18 protein-coding genes, 1 other RNA gene and 1 pseudogene are annotated in these 17,156 nt (G+C 44.5%); 14 read left to right on the top strand and 6 right to left on the bottom strand.

Translation table 11 applies throughout. From position 1 onward, the window contains the following. The first annotated feature begins 95 nt into the window (after positions 1–95). Positions 96–1,103: an NAD-dependent epimerase/dehydratase family protein gene (locus tag FERRO_RS02040; protein ID WP_056929197.1), complete on the top strand. Its 1,008-nt coding sequence runs from the start codon at positions 96–98 to the stop codon at positions 1,101–1,103. Continuing rightward, positions 1,100–1,837 carry a glycosyltransferase family 2 protein gene (locus FERRO_RS02035; protein WP_056929196.1) on the top strand — a complete coding sequence of 246 codons (738 nt, stop codon included), beginning with the start codon at positions 1,100–1,102 and terminating at the stop codon, positions 1,835–1,837. Before FERRO_RS02040 ends, FERRO_RS02035 begins: the two co-directional genes overlap by 4 nt. Here the strand turns inward: FERRO_RS02035 and msbA are convergent. Continuing rightward, positions 1,827–3,584: a lipid A export permease/ATP-binding protein MsbA gene (msbA, locus tag FERRO_RS02030; protein WP_204374717.1), complete on the bottom strand. Its 1,758-nt coding sequence runs from the start codon at positions 3,582–3,584 to the stop codon at positions 1,827–1,829. The genes FERRO_RS02035 and msbA overlap by 11 nt on opposite strands. Positions 3,585–3,697: 113 nt before the next feature. Between msbA and FERRO_RS02025 the strand changes: the two genes are divergently transcribed. The 4 genes from FERRO_RS02025 to ssrS all read left to right on the top strand — a co-directional run bounded on the left by FERRO_RS02025 (position 3,698) and on the right by ssrS (position 4,989). Continuing rightward, positions 3,698–4,279, top strand: coding sequence for a hypothetical protein (locus FERRO_RS02025; protein ID WP_152975682.1), 582 nt, complete (start codon positions 3,698–3,700; stop codon positions 4,277–4,279). An 8-nt stretch (positions 4,280–4,287) separates the two neighbouring features. Beyond that, on the top strand, positions 4,288–4,488 hold the full coding sequence (locus tag FERRO_RS02020; RefSeq protein WP_056929194.1) for a hypothetical protein: 201 nt from the start codon (positions 4,288–4,290) through the stop codon (positions 4,486–4,488). Beyond that, complete coding sequence (locus tag FERRO_RS02015; RefSeq protein WP_056929193.1) at positions 4,485–4,805, top strand: cell division protein ZapA; 321 nt, start codon at positions 4,485–4,487, stop codon at positions 4,803–4,805. The genes FERRO_RS02020 and FERRO_RS02015 overlap by 4 nt, the downstream gene beginning before the upstream one ends. A gap of 1 nt (position 4,806) precedes the next feature. Beyond that, positions 4,807–4,989: non-coding RNA, 6S RNA (ssrS, locus tag FERRO_RS09900), on the top strand. Positions 4,990–5,356: 367 nt separating this feature from the next. On the opposite strand, the gene FERRO_RS02010 is transcribed toward ssrS, so the two are convergent. Further along, entirely contained in the window at positions 5,357–6,292 is a 936-nt protein-coding gene (locus tag FERRO_RS02010; protein ID WP_056929192.1) for a LysR family transcriptional regulator, read from the bottom strand. A 152-nt stretch (positions 6,293–6,444) separates the two neighbouring features. On the opposite strand from FERRO_RS02010, the gene gap reads away from it, so the two are divergent. From gap to FERRO_RS01990, 4 genes are read left to right on the top strand one after another with little or no spacing between them, the layout of a single operon-like run. Beyond that, positions 6,445–7,455, top strand: a complete 1,011-nt coding sequence (gap, locus tag FERRO_RS02005; RefSeq protein ID WP_056929191.1) for a type I glyceraldehyde-3-phosphate dehydrogenase — start codon at positions 6,445–6,447, stop codon at positions 7,453–7,455. A gap of 21 nt (positions 7,456–7,476) precedes the next feature. Then, positions 7,477–8,661, top strand: coding sequence for a phosphoglycerate kinase (locus tag FERRO_RS02000; RefSeq protein WP_056929190.1), 1,185 nt, complete (start codon positions 7,477–7,479; stop codon positions 8,659–8,661). A gap of 33 nt (positions 8,662–8,694) precedes the next feature. Then, positions 8,695–10,128 (top strand): pyruvate kinase, encoded by a 1,434-nt coding sequence (gene pyk / locus FERRO_RS01995; protein WP_056929189.1) that lies wholly within the window; start codon positions 8,695–8,697, stop codon positions 10,126–10,128. Then, complete coding sequence (locus tag FERRO_RS01990; protein WP_056929188.1) at positions 10,125–11,003, top strand: phosphoribosylaminoimidazolesuccinocarboxamide synthase; 879 nt, start codon at positions 10,125–10,127, stop codon at positions 11,001–11,003. Before pyk ends, FERRO_RS01990 begins: the two co-directional genes overlap by 4 nt. Positions 11,004–11,114: 111 nt before the next feature. Here the strand turns inward: FERRO_RS01990 and FERRO_RS01985 are convergent, their stop codons facing one another. Then, positions 11,115–11,579, bottom strand: a complete 465-nt coding sequence (locus FERRO_RS01985; RefSeq protein ID WP_056929772.1) for an EVE domain-containing protein — start codon at positions 11,577–11,579, stop codon at positions 11,115–11,117. 19 nt (positions 11,580–11,598) lie between these two features. Continuing rightward, positions 11,599–12,393 carry an inositol monophosphatase family protein gene (locus FERRO_RS01980; RefSeq protein ID WP_056929187.1) on the bottom strand — a complete coding sequence of 265 codons (795 nt, stop codon included), beginning with the start codon at positions 12,391–12,393 and terminating at the stop codon, positions 11,599–11,601. Between the two features lie 52 nt (positions 12,394–12,445). Between FERRO_RS01980 and FERRO_RS01975 the strand changes: the two genes are divergently transcribed. The 3 genes from FERRO_RS01975 to FERRO_RS01965 all read left to right on the top strand — a co-directional run bounded on the left by FERRO_RS01975 (position 12,446) and on the right by FERRO_RS01965 (position 14,900). Next, positions 12,446–13,171 carry a 16S rRNA (uracil(1498)-N(3))-methyltransferase gene (locus FERRO_RS01975; RefSeq protein WP_056929186.1) on the top strand — a complete coding sequence of 242 codons (726 nt, stop codon included), beginning with the start codon at positions 12,446–12,448 and terminating at the stop codon, positions 13,169–13,171. Between the two features lie 117 nt (positions 13,172–13,288). Further along, the gene (gene argA, locus FERRO_RS01970) at positions 13,289–14,611 is read left to right on the top strand and encodes an amino-acid N-acetyltransferase (protein WP_056929185.1); all 1,323 of its coding nucleotides are present in this window, start codon (positions 13,289–13,291) and stop codon (positions 14,609–14,611) included. Positions 14,612–14,624: 13 nt separating this feature from the next. After that, positions 14,625–14,900: an oxidative damage protection protein gene (locus FERRO_RS01965; protein WP_056929184.1), complete on the top strand. Its 276-nt coding sequence runs from the start codon at positions 14,625–14,627 to the stop codon at positions 14,898–14,900. 6 nt (positions 14,901–14,906) lie between these two features. Here FERRO_RS01965 and phoU read toward each other — a convergent pair whose 3' ends face one another. Next, positions 14,907–15,620: a phosphate signaling complex protein PhoU gene (gene phoU, locus FERRO_RS01960; protein WP_056929183.1), complete on the bottom strand. Its 714-nt coding sequence runs from the start codon at positions 15,618–15,620 to the stop codon at positions 14,907–14,909. 68 nt (positions 15,621–15,688) lie between these two features. Continuing rightward, complete coding sequence (rpiA, locus tag FERRO_RS01955) at positions 15,689–16,354, bottom strand: ribose-5-phosphate isomerase RpiA (protein WP_056929182.1); 666 nt, start codon at positions 16,352–16,354, stop codon at positions 15,689–15,691. A 427-nt stretch (positions 16,355–16,781) separates the two neighbouring features. Here rpiA and FERRO_RS10400 point away from each other — a divergent pair. After that, a pseudogene (locus tag FERRO_RS10400) lies at positions 16,782–17,062 on the top strand (IS110 family transposase); the annotation flags it as partial. Positions 17,063–17,156: the final 94 nt, after the last annotated feature.

Below are 17,156 nucleotides of genomic sequence, written 5' to 3'. Positions count from 1 at the left end.
GTTGGAAATTTGACAGAATTGAACTCTTGCCAAGAATGATTTGAGCATAATTATTCTTAAAATTTACTAATCCTACACCATGTTAGAATAATCCAATGAAAATCCTAGTGACAGGAGTGGCAGGATTTATCGGCATGCATACCGCATTAAGGCTGCTTGAAATGGGTCATAGTGTGATGGGTGTTGATAACTTAAATAGCTATTACTCCATCGACCTCAAGGAGGCTCGGTTAAACCGATTGCGCTCCTTTAATAGTTTTGCTTTTTATCAAGGGCAAATAGAAGATCGTTCGTTTATAGAACAGATTTTTACGCAACATTCTATTGAGTATGTTATCCATTTGGCGGCACAAGCAGGGGTTCGCTATTCTTTGCAAGCGCCCCAAGCCTATGTGGATAGCAACATCACTGGGTTTTTAACTATCTTAGAAATGTGTCGTGATTATGCTGTTCAGCATTTACTTTTTGCGAGTTCATCTAGTGTCTACGGAGCAAACCTCAGTATGCCGTGGCATGAAGGACAGGGAGTCGATCATCCTTTGAGTTTTTATGCTGCCACCAAACGCGCTAATGAGGCCATGGCTCATTCCTATAGTCATTTATTTGCCATTCCCTGCACGGGACTGCGTTTTTTTACTGTTTACGGCCCTTGGGGTCGCCCTGACATGGCTTACTTTAAGTTTGCTCAGGCGATGCTTGATCACCAACCTATTACAGTATTTAATCAAGGGCAGATGTATCGTGACTTTACTTATATTGACGATATTGTGCAGGGTATAGTGGCATTACTCGATCGCCCTCCAACACCCAATCAGCAGGATACAGAGTTCGCGCTTGATCCTGCCACCAGTCATGCCCCTTGGCGTATTTTAAATATTGGTCATGAAGAGCCGGTGTTGCTAATGGATATGATTACAGAGCTGGAGGGACTACTTAATAAAAAAGCACTCATTGATTGGCAACCTTTTCAAAAGGGTGATGTGCTGTCAACCTATGCCAGTAATGAGCGCTTGAGAGCTTTAGTGGGCCCATTACCTAAAACCAGTTTACATGAAGGTCTTCTTAAGTTTGTTACGTGGTATCAAGCGTGGAGACAACGATGAGTTTGTCGGTCATTATTATTGCTAAAAACGAATCCCACGACATCGTGAAGTGTATAGAATCGGTGAGCTTTGCCGATGAAATTATTGTCATTGATGGCGGTAGCAGTGATGATACGGTAGCTAAAGCGCAAGCCTGTGGTGCTATTGTCCATGTAAATAGTCATTGGCAAGGTTTTGGTTTTCAGAAGAACTTAGCCCTCCACCATGCAACCCAAGAGTGGGTTTTATCTATCGATGCCGATGAGCGCGTAAGCCCAGAGCTCAAAGAAGAAATACAACAAGTGATAGCGCGTCAATCCTTTACAGTTTTTAGGATACCGCGTTCCTCCAGTTACTGCGGTCACTTTATGCGTCATGGTGGATGGTGGCCAGATTATGTGGTTCGGTTATTTAAGCGCGGCGATGCTACTTTCAGTTTAGATCGAGTGCATGAGCGCTTAGAATCCGATAAACCCTTGGGGACCTTGCGCCATCCTCTCATTCATTACACCTATGACACTCTTGAGGAAGTGATAGCCAAAACCAATCACTATTCAACTCTTGGTGCTGACATGCTGTTTGATAAAGGAAGAAAAGCCTCCTTAACCATAGCAACCCTCAAGGGGTTATGGGCATTCATACGCACTTATTTTTTAAGGGCGGGTTTTCTAGATGGAGGCTTTGGGTTTTTATTGGCAGTGAGTAACGCTCAGACCACCTTTTATCGTTATGCTAAACTATGGCTTAAGCGCTAGCTAAAGATTGCATACGCCATAATTTAGTGTAGTAACCATCCTGAACCAATAGATCTTGATGGCGTCCCATTTCCACAATCTGTCCTTGCTTTAAAACAAGAATCCGATCAGCGGCCTCAATGGTGGATAACCGATGAGCAATGACCACTGTGGTGCGTCCCTTCATTAAGGTTTCAAGGGCGGCTTGAACCAAGCGTTCTGACTCGGTATCAAGAGCTGAGGTGGCTTCATCTAAAATGAGTATCGGCGCATTCTTAAGAAGAGCGCGAGCGATAGCTATGCGTTGACGCTGCCCGCCAGAGAGACGAGCGCCATTTTCACCCACTAAGGTTTCAAGACCTTGCGGCAGCATATCAATGAACTCAAGGGCATGGGCGGCCTTGGCAGCTTTTTTGATGTTATCCAAGGAGGTTCCGCGCAGCGGCCCATAGGCGATATTATGAGCAATAGTATCGTTAAACAGCACCACGTCCTGACTGACTACCGCAATATGGGACCTTAAACTCTCTAAGGTGAGAGCATTTAAGGGATGTCCGTCTATAAATATCGTGCCACGTTGAGGCTGGTAAAAGCGTGGAATAAGGTTAGCAAGAGTGGTTTTCCCGCTGCCTGACTGCCCTACTAGGGCCACGGTTTCTCCTGCACGAATAGTGAGTTGAATTCGGTCTAAAGCGGGTCGTGATTGATTTTTATATTGAAAAGTCACTTCATCAAAACGGATTTCACCCTGAACAGCATGAATCGCATGATTGCCATCGTTGATTTCTATGCGCTCATCAATTAATTCAAAAACGCTCTCCGCTGCAGCGAGCCCCCTTTGTAAGGATTCACTGATGTCAGATAAACGCTTTAAGGGAGCCAATAACATAATCATGGCAGTGATAAATGATACAAAACCACCTACTGTCGTTTCATCTGCTCCTGCTTGAAGAGTGGCCATCCAAACAATGATTGAAATGGCTATCGCAGCAAAAAACTGGACTAACGGAACATTCGCGGCGGAAGTGGCGGCTTGTTTGGTATTTAAACGACGTACTAAATTACTTGCTTGATGAAATCTTTCCGACTCTAATTCAGCGCCACCAAAAACTTTAATCACCTTTTGACAATTAATGGTTTCATCCACCACGGTACTAATGCCTCCCATGGCATCTTGTGTAGCGCGGTTAACTTGTCTTAATTTACTGTTTACTCGTTTCACTAAAAAGGCAATGGGCGGCGCTGCAAGGAGAGTGATACTGGTGAGTTTCCAATTAAGAATTAATAACCAACCTAGTAAACCAATCACCACAAAGGTGTCGGTGACTAAATTAGTGATGACGGAGGTGGTAGCGGTCATCACTTGACTGACATCATAAATTAGTTTCGAAATGAGGGTGCCAGCCGGGTGTTCATCAAAATAAGAAACAGGCACATGTAGCAAGCGTTCAAACATTTTTGTGCGCAGATCCATGACTACTTTGTTCCCCACCCAGTTCATGGCAAATTTTGAGATAAAGTTTGCTACGCCACGAATTACAAATAGCCCGAGCAGCATAAGAGGAACCCAATGCATCCAAACCGGATCTTTATGAACGAAGCTTTTATCCAATAAAGGTTTGAGTAATGCTGGCAGAGTGGGTTCTGTGGCCGCAGTAATCACCATGCCCACTATAGCCAAGGCAAATTGATTTTTGTAGGGCACCACTTGGCGAAGTAAACGGCGATATAGGCCAGTATTTAATAAAGAAACAGTCAATTTACTCACAGTGATAGATTTGTCTAAGGATCAATAATTAATACAGTATAGCTTACCTTTGTTAACACCGACGAAGAGCGAATCTGTTAAGATACATGAAAGCAAAAACCTCCGAGTTAATAATGAATACAGTTTTCCAGAAAATATTAATTGCTCTTTTCTTTACATGTATAGTGCTGGCAACTCAAAGCCATCATTTTATGTCTGTTTACCACTTTCCACCTGCCGCCTTCGCTGTGATGTATTTAGGGGGAGTCTTTTTACGTCGACTTAGTTGGTATGTATATTTTATTTTATTGGTGGCACTCATAGATGGCCTCACGATTAGTCTTGGTGCCGCTACAGGGGCTTATATTAGTTGGTCATATCTATTTATATTTCCTGCCTACGGTGTATTGTGGTTGGCAGGCGTGTGGGTCGGTGTTAAAACCCCAGTTACCATGCTTCAGAGTTTATTAAACACGATGATCAGTTTCCTCAGTATTTTGGTGGCAGAGGCTATTGCAAGTGGTAGCTTCTATATATTGAAAACGCAATCGCCGCACAATTTTAGTGGTTTTGTGAACTATTATTTAACTTGGGCTTACCAGTCAGTGGAGTCTTTTTTCTTCTGGGTACTCCCCATTATGTTAGTGAGTTATGTGGCGAAAGTGATTGCTGGATTAGTGCCAGCACAACACCATCAGGATGACCTTAAATCTTAGCGAGGTGTATGGATAAACATTTTGTTAACTTAGAGAAGAAGATTGAGCGTGCTATTGCGCAATGTGATTCCTTACGCGCTGAGAATCTTCAGCTCAGGCAAGATCTATTACAAAAAATAGATGAAATGAGGCACCTTAGCGATAAAGTTGAAGAAGCCAAACACCGTTTACACCAACTCATGAATAAAGTAGCTGGAGACCATGAATGAGCTCAGAGCGCCAACACCATGCTGTGGTTGAATTTAAGATTTTTGATCGCTCTTACCGTTTAGCCTGCGATACTGATCAAAAATTATTACTTGAACAGGCGGCCAATGAGTTTATCCGTCGTATACAAGAAGTTAAAGAGAAAAGCCAAGGTATGGGCCCTGAAGGGGCTGCTATCATGGCGGGTATTAATTGCATGTTCGAGTTGTTGGAAATGAAAGCGGTGAGCTCTTGGGACGTTAATGACGTGAAACAAAAAATAAAGTCATTAGAAACCCGCTTGGAGCGTTGTTTTTATGAGCAAGATAATCTATTCTAATAATCCCCTGTTAAGTTTGTTACGGTTATAAATTCTTTGAACCGATAATCATCTAACCTGGAGATTTATTCTAATGAAGTTTGTTGTGCCGCGTCCCATGGGATGCGCCTGATGACTTCGGTAAGTCGCCACTCTTATAGAGCCTGGGTTCAAGATGCTAACCGGACGGCTTAGCGGGGGGATTTTCTCTAAGTTGTAGCCTTATAAAGATTCTTCAATGCATGGGTGCTAAAGGCTAAGGAGGGAAGCAACCGATAATCCTTCTGCTTTATCGTCTTCTATCTCCATGTGTTTCCTAACCGGTCATGATAATTTTAACCCGTTCTGTGGCCAACCATGATTTTAATCACGCCCAACATACCCTTCTAAGAAAATGATAATTAGATTAATTAACCCATAATTAAGGGTAGTCAATATCAGGTTTGATTAAACCGTAGTCAATGAAGGAATGTCGTGAGTAACACAAACTCCGCTGAGAGGACTGAAACACGGTTGTATTTATCGAAACGTTTAGCCAGTCTTATTCTGCAAGGGGTAGCATTGAGAGTTGGTTAAGTAGTGATGTCATCTTTGTTTGCTTGAGTAGGAGGGCTTAGCATGACGGGAGCCACCTCTAAGAGAAATTGTTTAAAAGCCCGTGCCACAGGGGAGTGACGTTTATCTTTATGGTGAACAAGATGCCAATCACGCACAATGGGAAAGCCTGGCACAGGCAGAGTCACCAACCGATGTGTTTCAAGCTCCAAGGTAATGGTGTGCTCTGACAGAAAGGCGATACCCATGCCGGCGATAGCAGCCTGTTTAATCGTCTCATTGCTGCTCATTTCCATCCGGGGTTTGACAACTAGTCCGTGTTGGGACAGATAGCGCTCAAACAGCTCTCTCGTTCCAGAGCCTTTTTCCCTTAACAGAAAAGGCTCTGCGGCGACTCTCTCAAGAGTGAGTCTTTTGGCTTCAGTCAGAGGGTGATGCGGTGGTGCCACAATTAAATGAGCGTTTCTGGCGAAGGGTTGATGAATTAAATCCATCCCTTCAGGAGGCTGTCCCATAATGGCAAAATCTACATCATTTTCCATTAATTGCTCCACAATGCCAGCACGATTGTTAACGGACAGTTTTAATTGTACTGCTGGGTATTGCTCACAAAAGCGCGCCAGAAGATTAGGAGCAAAGTATTTAGCGGTACTGATGATGGCAATATCAAGTCGACCACTTACTCCTTCCCTTAAACTCTCAAGAGCCTCTCTCGCTTCTTTCATTTGTTTGGCTATAATTCTAGTATGTTCAAACAGTTCTTTGCCGGCATGAGTTAAGAAAATACGTTTACCCATATGCTCAAAAAGAGGAAGTCCTGCTAGATCCTCCAGTTGTTTAATCTGCATGGATACGGCAGGCTGGGTTAGATGCAACTCTTCGCTAGCGCGAGAAAAGTTAAGATGCCTGGCAACGGATTCAAATATTTGTAACTGACGGAAAGTGAAATGCATTAGGATGCCTCTTAAGTATAAGAATATCTTATACTATTTACATGTGACTCGTATACTATTTTATGATGACAGTTTTATAACACTACTTAAGTATCCACCAAAAAACTGAAGTGGTGAACGTTTTTAAAAAAATCTCATTAGGGGGAGTAATTATGGCAATTCGTATCGGTATTAATGGTTATGGTCGTATTGGACGCAATGTGTTGCGGGCATTGTATGAATCGGGTAGAAAAGATATTCAGGTGGTAGCTATTAATGATTTAGGCAACTCTGAAACTAACGCCCACCTAACACGTTACGACACTGCCCACGGTAAGTTTCATGGGGAGGTACATGTTGAGGGGGATTCTATCGTTGTAAATGGTGACAAAATCAAAGTATTTTCACAGCGTAATCCCGCTGATATTCCTTGGACCAGCGTAGGTGCTGAGGTGATTCTTGAATGTACGGGATTATTCACCACCAAGGAAAAAGCTTCCGCTCATTTAACCGGTGGCGCTAAAAAAGTCATTATTTCAGCTCCTGGTGGTAAAGACGTAGATGCTACCGTGGTGTATGGAGTGAATCACCAGGTACTCAATTCATCCATGAGCGTGATTTCAAACGCCTCTTGCACCACCAACTGCTTGGCTCCTTTAGTAAAACCCTTACATGAAGCCATTGGCGTTGTTAAAGGCCTTATGACAACCGTTCATTCTTATACTAATGATCAGGTATTAACCGATGTTTATCATAGCGATTTGCATCGTGCCCGTTCAGCCACTATGTCTATGATTCCTACCAAAACAGGTGCCGCGGCCGCAGTGGGCCTAGTCTTGCCTGAATTAAACGGTAAGCTCGATGGTTTTGCGGTTCGTGTTCCCACTATCAACGTTTCTTTAGTGGATTTAACTTTTGAGGCAGCCCGTGACACCACGGTGGAAGAAATCAATGCCATTATGAAAAGTGCAGCAGAGGGACCTCTCAAAGGAATATTAAACTACAATACAGCCCCTCTCGTATCAGTGGACTTTAATCATGACCCCGCCTCCAGCACCTTTGATGCCGGCTTAACCAAGGTATCCGGTGGTAATTTAGTTAAAGTATTATCCTGGTACGACAACGAGTGGGGGTTTAGTAATCGTATGTTAGATGTGACCGCAGCTTGGATGGCCTCAAAATAATCCTTCGGAGAGCCATTAATTATGACTATATTACGTATGCAGGATTTATCCCTCGCACAGCAGCGCTATTTAATTCGCGTCGATTTTAATGTACCGTTAAAAGATGGGGCAATCACTGACGATACCCGAATTAGAGCTAGCCTGCCTACCATTGAGTTAGCCCTTAAACACAATGCTGCCGTGATGCTCATGTCTCATCTCGGGCGTCCCACAGAGGGCGTCTATGAAGAGGAGTTTTCTTTAAAACCTGTAGCGGCGCATTTATCACAGCTTCTTGGCCGCGAAGTCAAACTCATACAAAACTGGTTGCAAAGCATGCCTGATGTAGCGCCAGGGCAAGTAGTGATGTTTGAAAATGTGCGCTTTAATCCAGGGGAAAAGAAAGACGATGAGGCCTTGTCAAAGAAAATGGCAAGCCTATGCGATGTGTTTGTGATGGATGCTTTTGGCACGGCTCACCGCGCTGAAGCCTCTACGCATGGCGTTGCAAAATTTGCTAAACAAGCCTGCGCGGGACCACTCTTGGCTGCAGAACTGGACGCCCTTGGACAAGCCTTAAAAGAGCCTAAACGGCCATTGGTAGCCATTGTGGCGGGTTCTAAAGTATCCACAAAACTCACTGTACTCTCTACCTTATCAGAAAAGGTGGATCAATTGATTGTGGGCGGCGGTATTGCCAACACCTTTTTATTGGCAGCAGGTAAAAAAATTGGTAAATCACTAGCAGAACCAGACTTGGTGGCTGAGGCACAAAAAATCATAGATGCGGCCAGAGCACGAGGAGGTGATGTACCTATTCCTGTTGATGTGGTAGTGGGTAAAGCCTTTTCAGAAAAAGAACCTGCGGTGCTTAAGAGTGTCGATGACGTGGCTGATGACGATATGATTTTTGACATTGGCCCTAAAACTGCCCAGCAGTTAGCAACTATTTTAGAAACGGCAGGTACCATTGTGTGGAATGGTCCGGTAGGTGTGTTTGAGTTTGATCAGTTTGGCGAGGGAACAAAAACCTTAGCTCTTGCTATTGCTCGTTCTAAGGGTTTTTCCATTGCTGGTGGTGGCGATACTTTAGCCGCGGTGGCGAAATATAAAATTGCCGACCAAGTCTCTTACATTTCAACAGGTGGGGGGGCTTTCCTTGAATTTTTAGAGGGGAGAGATCTGCCTGCGGTAAAAATTCTGGAAGAGAGAGCTGAGCAAGGTTAAGGCAATATTAATAATCATAGGGAGAGGTGGGTTATGCCAAGACGCACAAAAATAGTTGCTACCATTGGGCCTGCATCAAGTACGCCAGAGGTATTAGAGAAAATGATTATGGCGGGTATGGATGTGGCCCGTCTTAACTTTTCTCATGGCACCGACGAGGACCATTTGGCGCGTGCAGAAATGATCCGCAGTATTGCAAAAAAACTGGGTCGAACGGTAGGTATTCTTGGTGACCTGCAGGGACCTAAAATTCGGGTGGGTAAGTTTAAAGAACAACGTATTACTTTACAGCCAGGGGCATCATTTATTCTCGACGCAGATTGTCAGTTGGGAGACGCCACGCGAGTAGGGCTTGATTACAAAGCGTTACCACAAGATGTCAAGGCCGGTGATGCTCTCCTGCTTGATGATGGCAAGATTGAGCTTACCGTCATCAAAGTGGTAGGTAATGAAGTCTTCACAGAAGTGGTTCAAGGTGGGGTACTCTCCAACAATAAAGGCATAAATCGACGAGGTGGTGGGCTCACTGCCCCAGCTTTAACGGATAAGGACATTCAGGATATTCATCTTGCCGCTCGGTTGAAAGTGGATTATTTGGCCGTTTCTTTCCCGCGCTCTGGAGAGGATATGCACTATGCTCGTCGCCTCCTTAAGGAGGCAGGATGGGAGGCTCAAATGCAAGCCAAAATTGAGCGTGCAGAGGCTATTGAAGCCTTAGAGGATATTATTCGAGCGAGCGACTCGATTATGGTAGCCCGTGGAGACTTGGCTGTGGAGGTGGGGGATGCCGTAGTGCCTGCCCTACAAAAGCGGATGATTCGTTTAGCAAGACAGATGAATCGCACTATTATCACGGCTACGCAAATGATGGAGTCAATGATTTCAAGCCCCGTTCCCACTCGAGCGGAAGTCTCCGATGTGGCTAATGCAGTATTAGATGGAACGGATGCAGTGATGCTCTCTGCTGAGTCGGCGGCAGGGCAATTTCCTGTGGAAGCCATTGCGGCTATGGCTCGCGTATGTAATGAAGCAGAAAAAGAAGCTATGCCCGATGTGATGATTTTAGACAATGACCCCATTGATCGAGTGGAAAAGGCTGTGGCGCGGGCCGTCATTCATACAACGCGACATTTGCAAGTTAAAGCTATTGCGGCGCTTACCCAAAGTGGTACAACAGCACTATTGGTCTCTCGTTCAGACATGGATGTACCGATTTATGCTTTAACGCCCAATGAGAGTACGCAGCGACGAGTCACCTTGTTTCGAGGCGTCTACCCCATAGATTTTCAGCATGAACATAAATCCTCTGCCGAAGTGATTGCCATGACAGAGAAAAAACTGTTAACCTTGGGAGTTGTGGATACTGGCGATATCATTCTTCTTACCATAGGGGACCCCATTGGTATTCCGGGGGGCACCAATACCCTTAAAATTATTAAAGTGGGCGATAACTCACCATTATTATGAACGCACTGATAGAAACAACTATTACTTCCTTACCCTTGGTGGCCAAGGGCAAGGTTAGAGATATTTATGCTGTAGGAACAGATCACCTTTTGATGATTACCACAGATCGCTTATCAGCCTTTGATGTGGTCTTTCCCAATGGTATTCCTGGAAAAGGAAAAATTTTAAATCAATTTAGTTTGTTTTGGTTCAAAATGTTTGAACCCATAATCAGCAATCATCTCTCTGGCATTGCCCCTGAATCGGTGGTAGCGGCCAATGAAGTAGAACAGGTCAAGGATCGCTCGGTGGTTGTTAAACGATTAAAAGCCGTGCCTTTGGAAGCGGTGGTAAGAGGCTATTTAGAAGGATCAGGCTGGAAAGAGTATCAGTTAAGTCAACGGGTTTGTGGTATTGTTTTGCCCCAAGGTCTGCCCCGCGCTGGCAAATTACCCCAGCCTATTTTTACTCCAGCCACCAAAGCTCTAGTGGGAGAACATGATGAGAATATTTCCTTTGAGCAAGCCTGTCAGCGTGTAGGAGAGAGTCTTGCCACGCAGGTGAGAGAGGTATCGGTAAAGCTTTATCAGAGAGCAGCGGATTATGCGCTACAACGAGGCATTATTATAGCGGATACAAAATTTGAGTTTGGCCTTGACGAACAAAACCAGTTGGTTTTAATGGATGAAGTACTCACCCCGGACTCCTCACGTTTTTGGCCTAAGATCACTTATAAGCCAGGGGAGAGCCCTCAGAGTTTTGATAAGCAATATGTCCGTAATTGGTTAGAATCTATCCATTGGAATAAAACGCCTCCGGCGCCAGCGTTAACGGATGAGGTGATTCAAGCAACATACAGTAAATATGTTGAGGCTTGGCAGTACTTGTCAAAATAAAACCTAGTCGTGTAATACCTCTACAAACCATCGTGATCTGTTGGTTATCGAATCGTCATGAATTGAGGGATGTTTTATCACTTAAGTTTAATTGGAAGAGAGTTCAGTCTTTCATGTAAGAAGCTCATGGATAATTAACCACTCTTCTTCACTAATCGGGGTAATTGATAAACGATTTCCTTTAGATAGTAAACGCATGTTAGCCAGCTCTGGCTGTTCTCGGAGTTCTTTTAAGCCAACCCAACGAGTTTTTTTAGTGATTTTTACGTCCACATGAAACCAACGGGGTTTATCAAGAGTGGCTTTCGCATCAAAGTATTTTGAATGGGGATCAAACTGTGTCTGATCAGGATAGGGGTGACTCACCACTTTACCTATCCCTACGATACCAGGCTGAGGACAACTGGAATGATAAAACAAAACCACATCGTTGAGTTGCATGTCACGCATCATAAAATTACGTGCCTGATAATTTCTTACCCCAGTCCAAGCCACAGTTTGTTGAGGCATTGATAGCACATCATCAATACTGACTTCTTCAGGTTCTGATTTCATCAGCCAAATTTTTTTAGGCATAGGGGATATAACCTCTCTACTATTTTGGTTGGTTAAAGTCATTTAACCAAGTACGCCATTGATCAAACAGTAAGGGGTTTTTGGCGGCAATCACCGATCTTTTCCACGGGTTGGTGATATTCCAAAAAGTCTGATGGTCCAAAGTGGTGAAGATTCCCCCAGCTTCTTGTAAGATTAATGAGCCTGCGGCGTAATCCCAAAGCTTCTGTCCGCCATGTAAATACACGTCAAACTTACCCACTGCCACATGGCACCATTCTAAGGCACAGGCGCCAAAATTGCGTTGTGAGGAGTAGGGTGGACTAACACTTAAACGTTCTGCAAGAGGCCAAGGCAAACGCTTAAAATCAACGGAAGCAATGGCTTCATCTAGTGCCTTAAATGAACATTCGTTAACTATTTTTTGTTCATTCAAAAAAGCTCCGCCACCCTTTTCAGCGCTAAATACTTCCTCGGTGATGGGGTTATAGACCACGCCAAGGATAGGTAATCCATGGTGCAAAAGCGCCACTGATAGAGCAAAGTAATCGATGCCATGGGTAAAGTTTGTGGTGCCATCAATAGGATCAATACACCATAAATACTCAGGAGTCGACTGCCACACACTCTGTTGTTCCTCGGTACTCATTTCCTCGCCCAGAATGGGGCAGTTTTTCAAAGTAAGGAGCGCTAAAGACAGGGAGGACTGGGTCATTAAATCCGCTTCAGTACAAAGGCTTCCATCTTCTTTACGGTGGTGTTTGACTTGACGGTAACGCGGAACTACCTCTTCAAGGGCAATAGATTTAACTAAAGTAATCAATGGTTTTCTCATAAGCTCATGATAGCATTAGTTAATTCATTATTGCTCAGGGTATGCATTGATTATGCCTCGTTTTTATAGTTCAGTCCCTATTCCAGCCAGTCAATTATGGCAACTGCCACAGACGATATTTCATCATGCTGTAAGAGTGCTAAGGCTAAAGGTGGGCGATGAGTTCACTCTCTTTGATGGAACGGGTGTTGAGCATTCCGCGCGGTTGGTGGCCATTGAAAAACATAGTGCTGAAGTGGCGCTTTTATCACAACAACTCGTTAATCGTGAGTCGCCTCTTCATCTCACTCTTGCCCAAGCGCTCATTCATCATGACAAAATGGATTGGGTCATTCAAAAGGCGGTAGAGCTTGGCGTGAAAGAAATCATGCCCATAGTCACAGAGCGCTCTCAAGTGAAGTTGTCTCAAGACAAAGCACAACAACGCTCTGAGCGCTGGCAAAATATTGCCATTAGCGCCTGCGAGCAAAGCGGTAGAAATCATCTTCCAGTTATTCATGTTCCTCAGGCTTTAGAGAGTTGGCTGACCCAACTCTCTAGCCCAAAGCGCCTCATGCTCCATCCACAGGCAACACTTTCTTTATCCACCATAGATTATCAACAGGGTGAGTCTGTAGTCTTTGCGGTGGGGCCTGAGGGAGGGTTTAGTGAAGAGGAAAAAAATAAGTTACTTAGGCATCAATTTATCCCCTTGGCTCTGGGTCCTCGAATACTTAGAACGGAGAGCGCAGGATTAGCAGCGCTTGCCTGTGCAGAGCTTTTATGGGGAGATTTTTGAGTAAGCTAAAAGAGAGGGTGAATGCTTTGTAGGCTGCATTCCTTACCGAGGGTTAGGTGTAACCGTTAACTGTCAAAAAGAGTTTATATACCTAATTCGGCAATGATGATTATAATCATGGGTATGTATAAAACTGACTCTTTTGTAAATTGGTTCCGTTCTGCGGCACCCTATATCCATGCCTTTCGTGATCGAACCTTTGTGATTGCTTTTGGTGGAGAAGTGGTGGCGGATGGTAAATTCATTGCCCTGACCCACGACTTGAATCTTCTGCAAAGTTTAGGTGTGCGTTTGGTATTGGTGCATGGCGTAAGACCTCAAACTGAGGCGCGTCTTCAGCAAAAGGGACTTAAACCACGTTATGTGAAAGGAATTCGTGTCACTGATCCTGATGCTCTAGGGTGTGTGATCGAAGCCTCTGCTACCTTGGGATTTGAAATAGAGGCACAAATGTCCATGGGGATAGCCAATTCCCCTATGGCGGGTTCCTCTATTCGTATAGCCAGTGGGAACTTTGTGATGGCTCGTCCAATTGGTGTCGTGGATGGAGTGGATTTCCAGCATACGGGAGTGGTACGCCGCGTGGATGCGGTGGGCATTAGGCGCAGATTGGATGATCAGGAAATTGTTTTATTGCCGCCCTTAGGCTATTCCTTAACAGGCGAGCTATACAACCTGACCGTGGAAGAAGTGGCCACTGCTACGGCTATTTCTCTGTCTGCGGATAAACTCATTTTTATGACTGATACTCCTGGCGTAGTCAATACTCAAGGAGAAACTCTCTCTGAGATGAGCGCTGTGGAAGCGGAGAGCTTACTTAAACAGGCCGCGCTATTAACGGAAGATGTGGCCTTTTTTCTTCCCTGTGCTGTGCGCGCCTGTCAACAGGGGGTATCAAAAACTCATTTGATTAGTCGTCACGTGGATGGAGCACTTATTCAGGAACTCTTCACTCGAGAGGGTATCGGTACCATGGTGACGCGCGATATGCATGATGTGTTGCGCCCTGCTACAGCAGATGATATTCCAGGCTTAGTGCGTCTTATTGAGCCGTTAGAGGCGGACGGTGTTCTCGTTAAACGTAACCGCTCGCTGTTAGAATCTGAGATTCACCGTTTCTTTGTGATGCTGTATGAAGGGCAGATTATAGGATGTGTCGCCTTGTATCCCTTTACTGAAGAGGGGTCGGCTGAGCTCGCTGCCCTCGCTATTAACCCTGGTTTTAGAAATATTGGCCGAGGGGATAAGTTACTGAAATATATTGAGTCTCAAGCAAAAAGTATGGGTATTAAGCGACTCTTTTTATTAAGTACGCGAACGGGTCAGTGGTTTGTGGAAAGAGGTTTTCTTGAGACCACCCTTGATCTGTTACCTAAGAAAAAGCAGGAGCTTTATAATTATCAACGACGCTCGAAAGTATTTGTTAAACAATTGGTTTAAAGGATTAAAGACTATGACGGTGAGAATGGTAAATTGTGTTAAGTTAAAAAGAGAAGCGCCAGGATTAGAGCGTCCCCCCTACCCAGGAGACCTTGGTATGAGGATTTATAACGAAGTCTCGCAAGAGGCTTGGGCTGGTTGGGTGCGCCATCAAACCATGTTAATTAATGAAAATCGTTTGAATTTGGCTGAGGCCTCCGCAAGAAGTTATCTCTCAAAGCAAATGGAAGCCCATTTCTTTGGTGACGGAGCTGAAGTGGCTTCAGGTTATGTTCCACCTAAGGCTTGATTGGTTTTAGAAAGGAAGAGAGACTTCCTTTTCGACTTCCTCAACAGAGGTATGACGAACGTCTTTACCCTTGACGAGAAAAATAACGTATTCAGCAATATTTTTCGCATGATCTCCAATGCGCTCAATGGCTTTGGCTGCAAACAACAGTTCAATAGAGTTGGAAATGGTGCGTGGATCCTCCATCATGAAGGTGATTAGTTGACGCAAAATCCCACGAAAAGATTCATCTACATCTAAATCATCACGTAAGATTTTCATGGCGCTATTGGCGTCGAGTCTCGCAAAAGAATCTAGTGCGCGACGCAACATATCAACGGCCAAGTGAGCCACATGACGTAAATCTACAGGACGGTTATGCATCAATCGGTCGGAGGTATGGATCATTTTAGCCATACGGGCAATTTTTTCTGCCTCATCGCCCATACGCTCTAAGTCGGTAATGGTTTTAATGATGGCAATAATGAGACGCAGATCACTGGCAGCGGGCTGACGTCGGGCGATGATAAAAGTACAGTTTTCATCAATACCCACTTCCAGAGCATTGACATGATGATCTTCACTGATCACATGATCAGCCAGAATTAAATTACCCTCATGCAGCGATTCAACGGCTTTTTCAATCTGTTCTTCAACTAAGCCGCCCATTTCTAGAACTTTAGCGCGAACCGCCTCCAATTCCACATCAAACTGTTTAATTGTGTGTAGGGTGGTTGACATAGGCTTACCTCTTAATCAGTGTGAGCAACATATAAAAGTGATAATGACTATATTAGTAAGACCCATCTTTATGCTAAACGTTCTCTTACTTCAACACCGGTACTTGTTGCTAAGATAAGAGTATCTGCTGGGCGTTTAGCAAAGAGACCGCACATGACTACCCCAGTCAAAGCATTAATTTCGTCCTCCAGTTTGACTGGATTCATGATGGATAAATGGTGAATATCCAAAATGATGTTACCGTTATCTGTTATAAAACCCTCTCGAAGGACCGGTTGACCACCTAGTCTCACTATTTCACGGGCCACATAGCTACGCGCCATGGGGATCACCTCTAATGGCAGTGGAAATTGACCCAATAGTGGTACCAGTTTTTTTTCATCGGCGATACAAACAAAGCGTTTGGCCACGGCCGCAATGATTTTCTCACGGGTTAAGGCACCGCCGCCTCCCTTAAGCATAGCAAAGTGTTCGGTAATTTCATCGGCACCATCAATATAAACGGGTAATTCATCCACGCTATTTAGATCAAAGACTGGGATTCCGGCCGCCTTCAGTAATTTAGTAGAGTTCTCTGAACTCGATACTGCCCCTTCAATACGATGCTTAACTTTAGCGAGCTCTTGAATAAAAAAGTTCACGGTTGATCCTGTACCGACGCCAATAACAGCATCATCTGGAACATAGTCGATGGCCCTTTTGGCGGCCAATTGTTTTAGTTCATCTTGAGTCATGATTTCCTCTCTCCTTGTCACTCAGAATAGCCGTTCATTGCCTACTTCTCAATGTTTTTTTGATTAAAAATTAGTGACAATCAGCCTTCATCATGTTCTGACACATATGAAGACCATCCGACCTATCGGAGAATGAAAGCATCGTTCAGGCAGAGGCTGTTGGATGATGAATTTATCCGCTATTCTAACGAAACAGATCCTGGATGGCTGAGGTTGGTAATTTTTTCGAAGGCCCAGGCGATCTCTAACATAACTCACCCAGGCTCACTCGTACTCCAGATAGTTTGATGCTGCACAAGAAGCTTACAGCCTACAGTAAACAGAGCCACCACGCAGTGCGTGGAGAGGCTGTTGAGCCGGGCGCCACCCATGATCTGCCGCTTCAGTTTATTTAACAGGAGTAAGCGTAAAAGATCGTATTCGCTAGGGTAATCTGTGGCTCAAACGGCTACTCTGCGCGATGGCACAGGCGGCAGCACAAACCCGAAGCGGGCTCAAGGCAAAATTTGAGTCCTTCCAGGCACGCAAGGGCTACAAAAAATCAGTTATTGCCTTGGCCCACAAAATGCTTAGAAGCATCTATGCCATGCTGAGTAAGGGCAAACCATATACAAGGATTCCGTCGTCAATTATAAGGACTTAATGGTTCTGCGAAATGCGCCACGGTGGTTAAGAATGCTGAACAAATACGGTTGGCTGGCACAATAACGGAAGAAGAAACACTGAGGGAATTTTTTTATGGCCACAGGGCTCATCAGGCGCCCAATGGTTTTTACGTCTTAAATCAAGGGCGTTTTCACAG

The organism is Ferrovum sp. JA12 (genome assembly GCF_001431705.1).
In the GTDB taxonomy this organism is placed as follows: Bacteria; Pseudomonadota; Gammaproteobacteria; order Burkholderiales; family Ferrovaceae; genus PN-J185.
The sequence above is the reverse complement of the archived record's forward strand: the minus strand, read 5'-3'. Positions and strand labels throughout refer to the sequence as shown.

Excerpts from the sequence above, each read along its gene's own strand:
- FERRO_RS02020 (WP_056929194.1), top strand. The coding sequence starts at position 4,288 with ATGGATAAACATTTTGTTAACTTAGAGAAGAAGATTGAGCGTGCTATT.
- gap (WP_056929191.1), top strand. The coding sequence starts at position 6,445 with ATGGCAATTCGTATCGGTATTAATGGTTATGGTCGTATTGGACGCAAT.
- phoU (WP_056929183.1), bottom strand. The coding sequence starts at position 15,620 with ATGTCAACCACCCTACACACAATTAAACAGTTTGATGTGGAATTGGAG.
- FERRO_RS02015 (WP_056929193.1), top strand. The coding sequence starts at position 4,485 with ATGAGCTCAGAGCGCCAACACCATGCTGTGGTTGAATTTAAGATTTTT.
- FERRO_RS01990 (WP_056929188.1), top strand. The coding sequence starts at position 10,125 with ATGAACGCACTGATAGAAACAACTATTACTTCCTTACCCTTGGTGGCC.
- FERRO_RS02040 (WP_056929197.1), top strand. The coding sequence starts at position 96 with ATGAAAATCCTAGTGACAGGAGTGGCAGGATTTATCGGCATGCATACC.
- FERRO_RS02000 (WP_056929190.1), top strand. The coding sequence starts at position 7,477 with ATGACTATATTACGTATGCAGGATTTATCCCTCGCACAGCAGCGCTAT.
- rpiA (WP_056929182.1), bottom strand. The coding sequence starts at position 16,354 with ATGACTCAAGATGAACTAAAACAATTGGCCGCCAAAAGGGCCATCGAC.
- FERRO_RS01980 (WP_056929187.1), bottom strand. The coding sequence starts at position 12,393 with ATGAGAAAACCATTGATTACTTTAGTTAAATCTATTGCCCTTGAAGAG.
- FERRO_RS01985 (WP_056929772.1), bottom strand. The coding sequence starts at position 11,579 with ATGCCTAAAAAAATTTGGCTGATGAAATCAGAACCTGAAGAAGTCAGT.
- pyk (WP_056929189.1), top strand. The coding sequence starts at position 8,695 with ATGCCAAGACGCACAAAAATAGTTGCTACCATTGGGCCTGCATCAAGT.
- FERRO_RS01965 (WP_056929184.1), top strand. The coding sequence starts at position 14,625 with ATGACGGTGAGAATGGTAAATTGTGTTAAGTTAAAAAGAGAAGCGCCA.
- argA (WP_056929185.1), top strand. The coding sequence starts at position 13,289 with ATGGGTATGTATAAAACTGACTCTTTTGTAAATTGGTTCCGTTCTGCG.
- FERRO_RS01975 (WP_056929186.1), top strand. The coding sequence starts at position 12,446 with ATGCCTCGTTTTTATAGTTCAGTCCCTATTCCAGCCAGTCAATTATGG.
- FERRO_RS02035 (WP_056929196.1), top strand. The coding sequence starts at position 1,100 with ATGAGTTTGTCGGTCATTATTATTGCTAAAAACGAATCCCACGACATC.
- FERRO_RS02025 (WP_152975682.1), top strand. The coding sequence starts at position 3,698 with ATGAATACAGTTTTCCAGAAAATATTAATTGCTCTTTTCTTTACATGT.
- FERRO_RS02010 (WP_056929192.1), bottom strand. The coding sequence starts at position 6,292 with ATGCATTTCACTTTCCGTCAGTTACAAATATTTGAATCCGTTGCCAGG.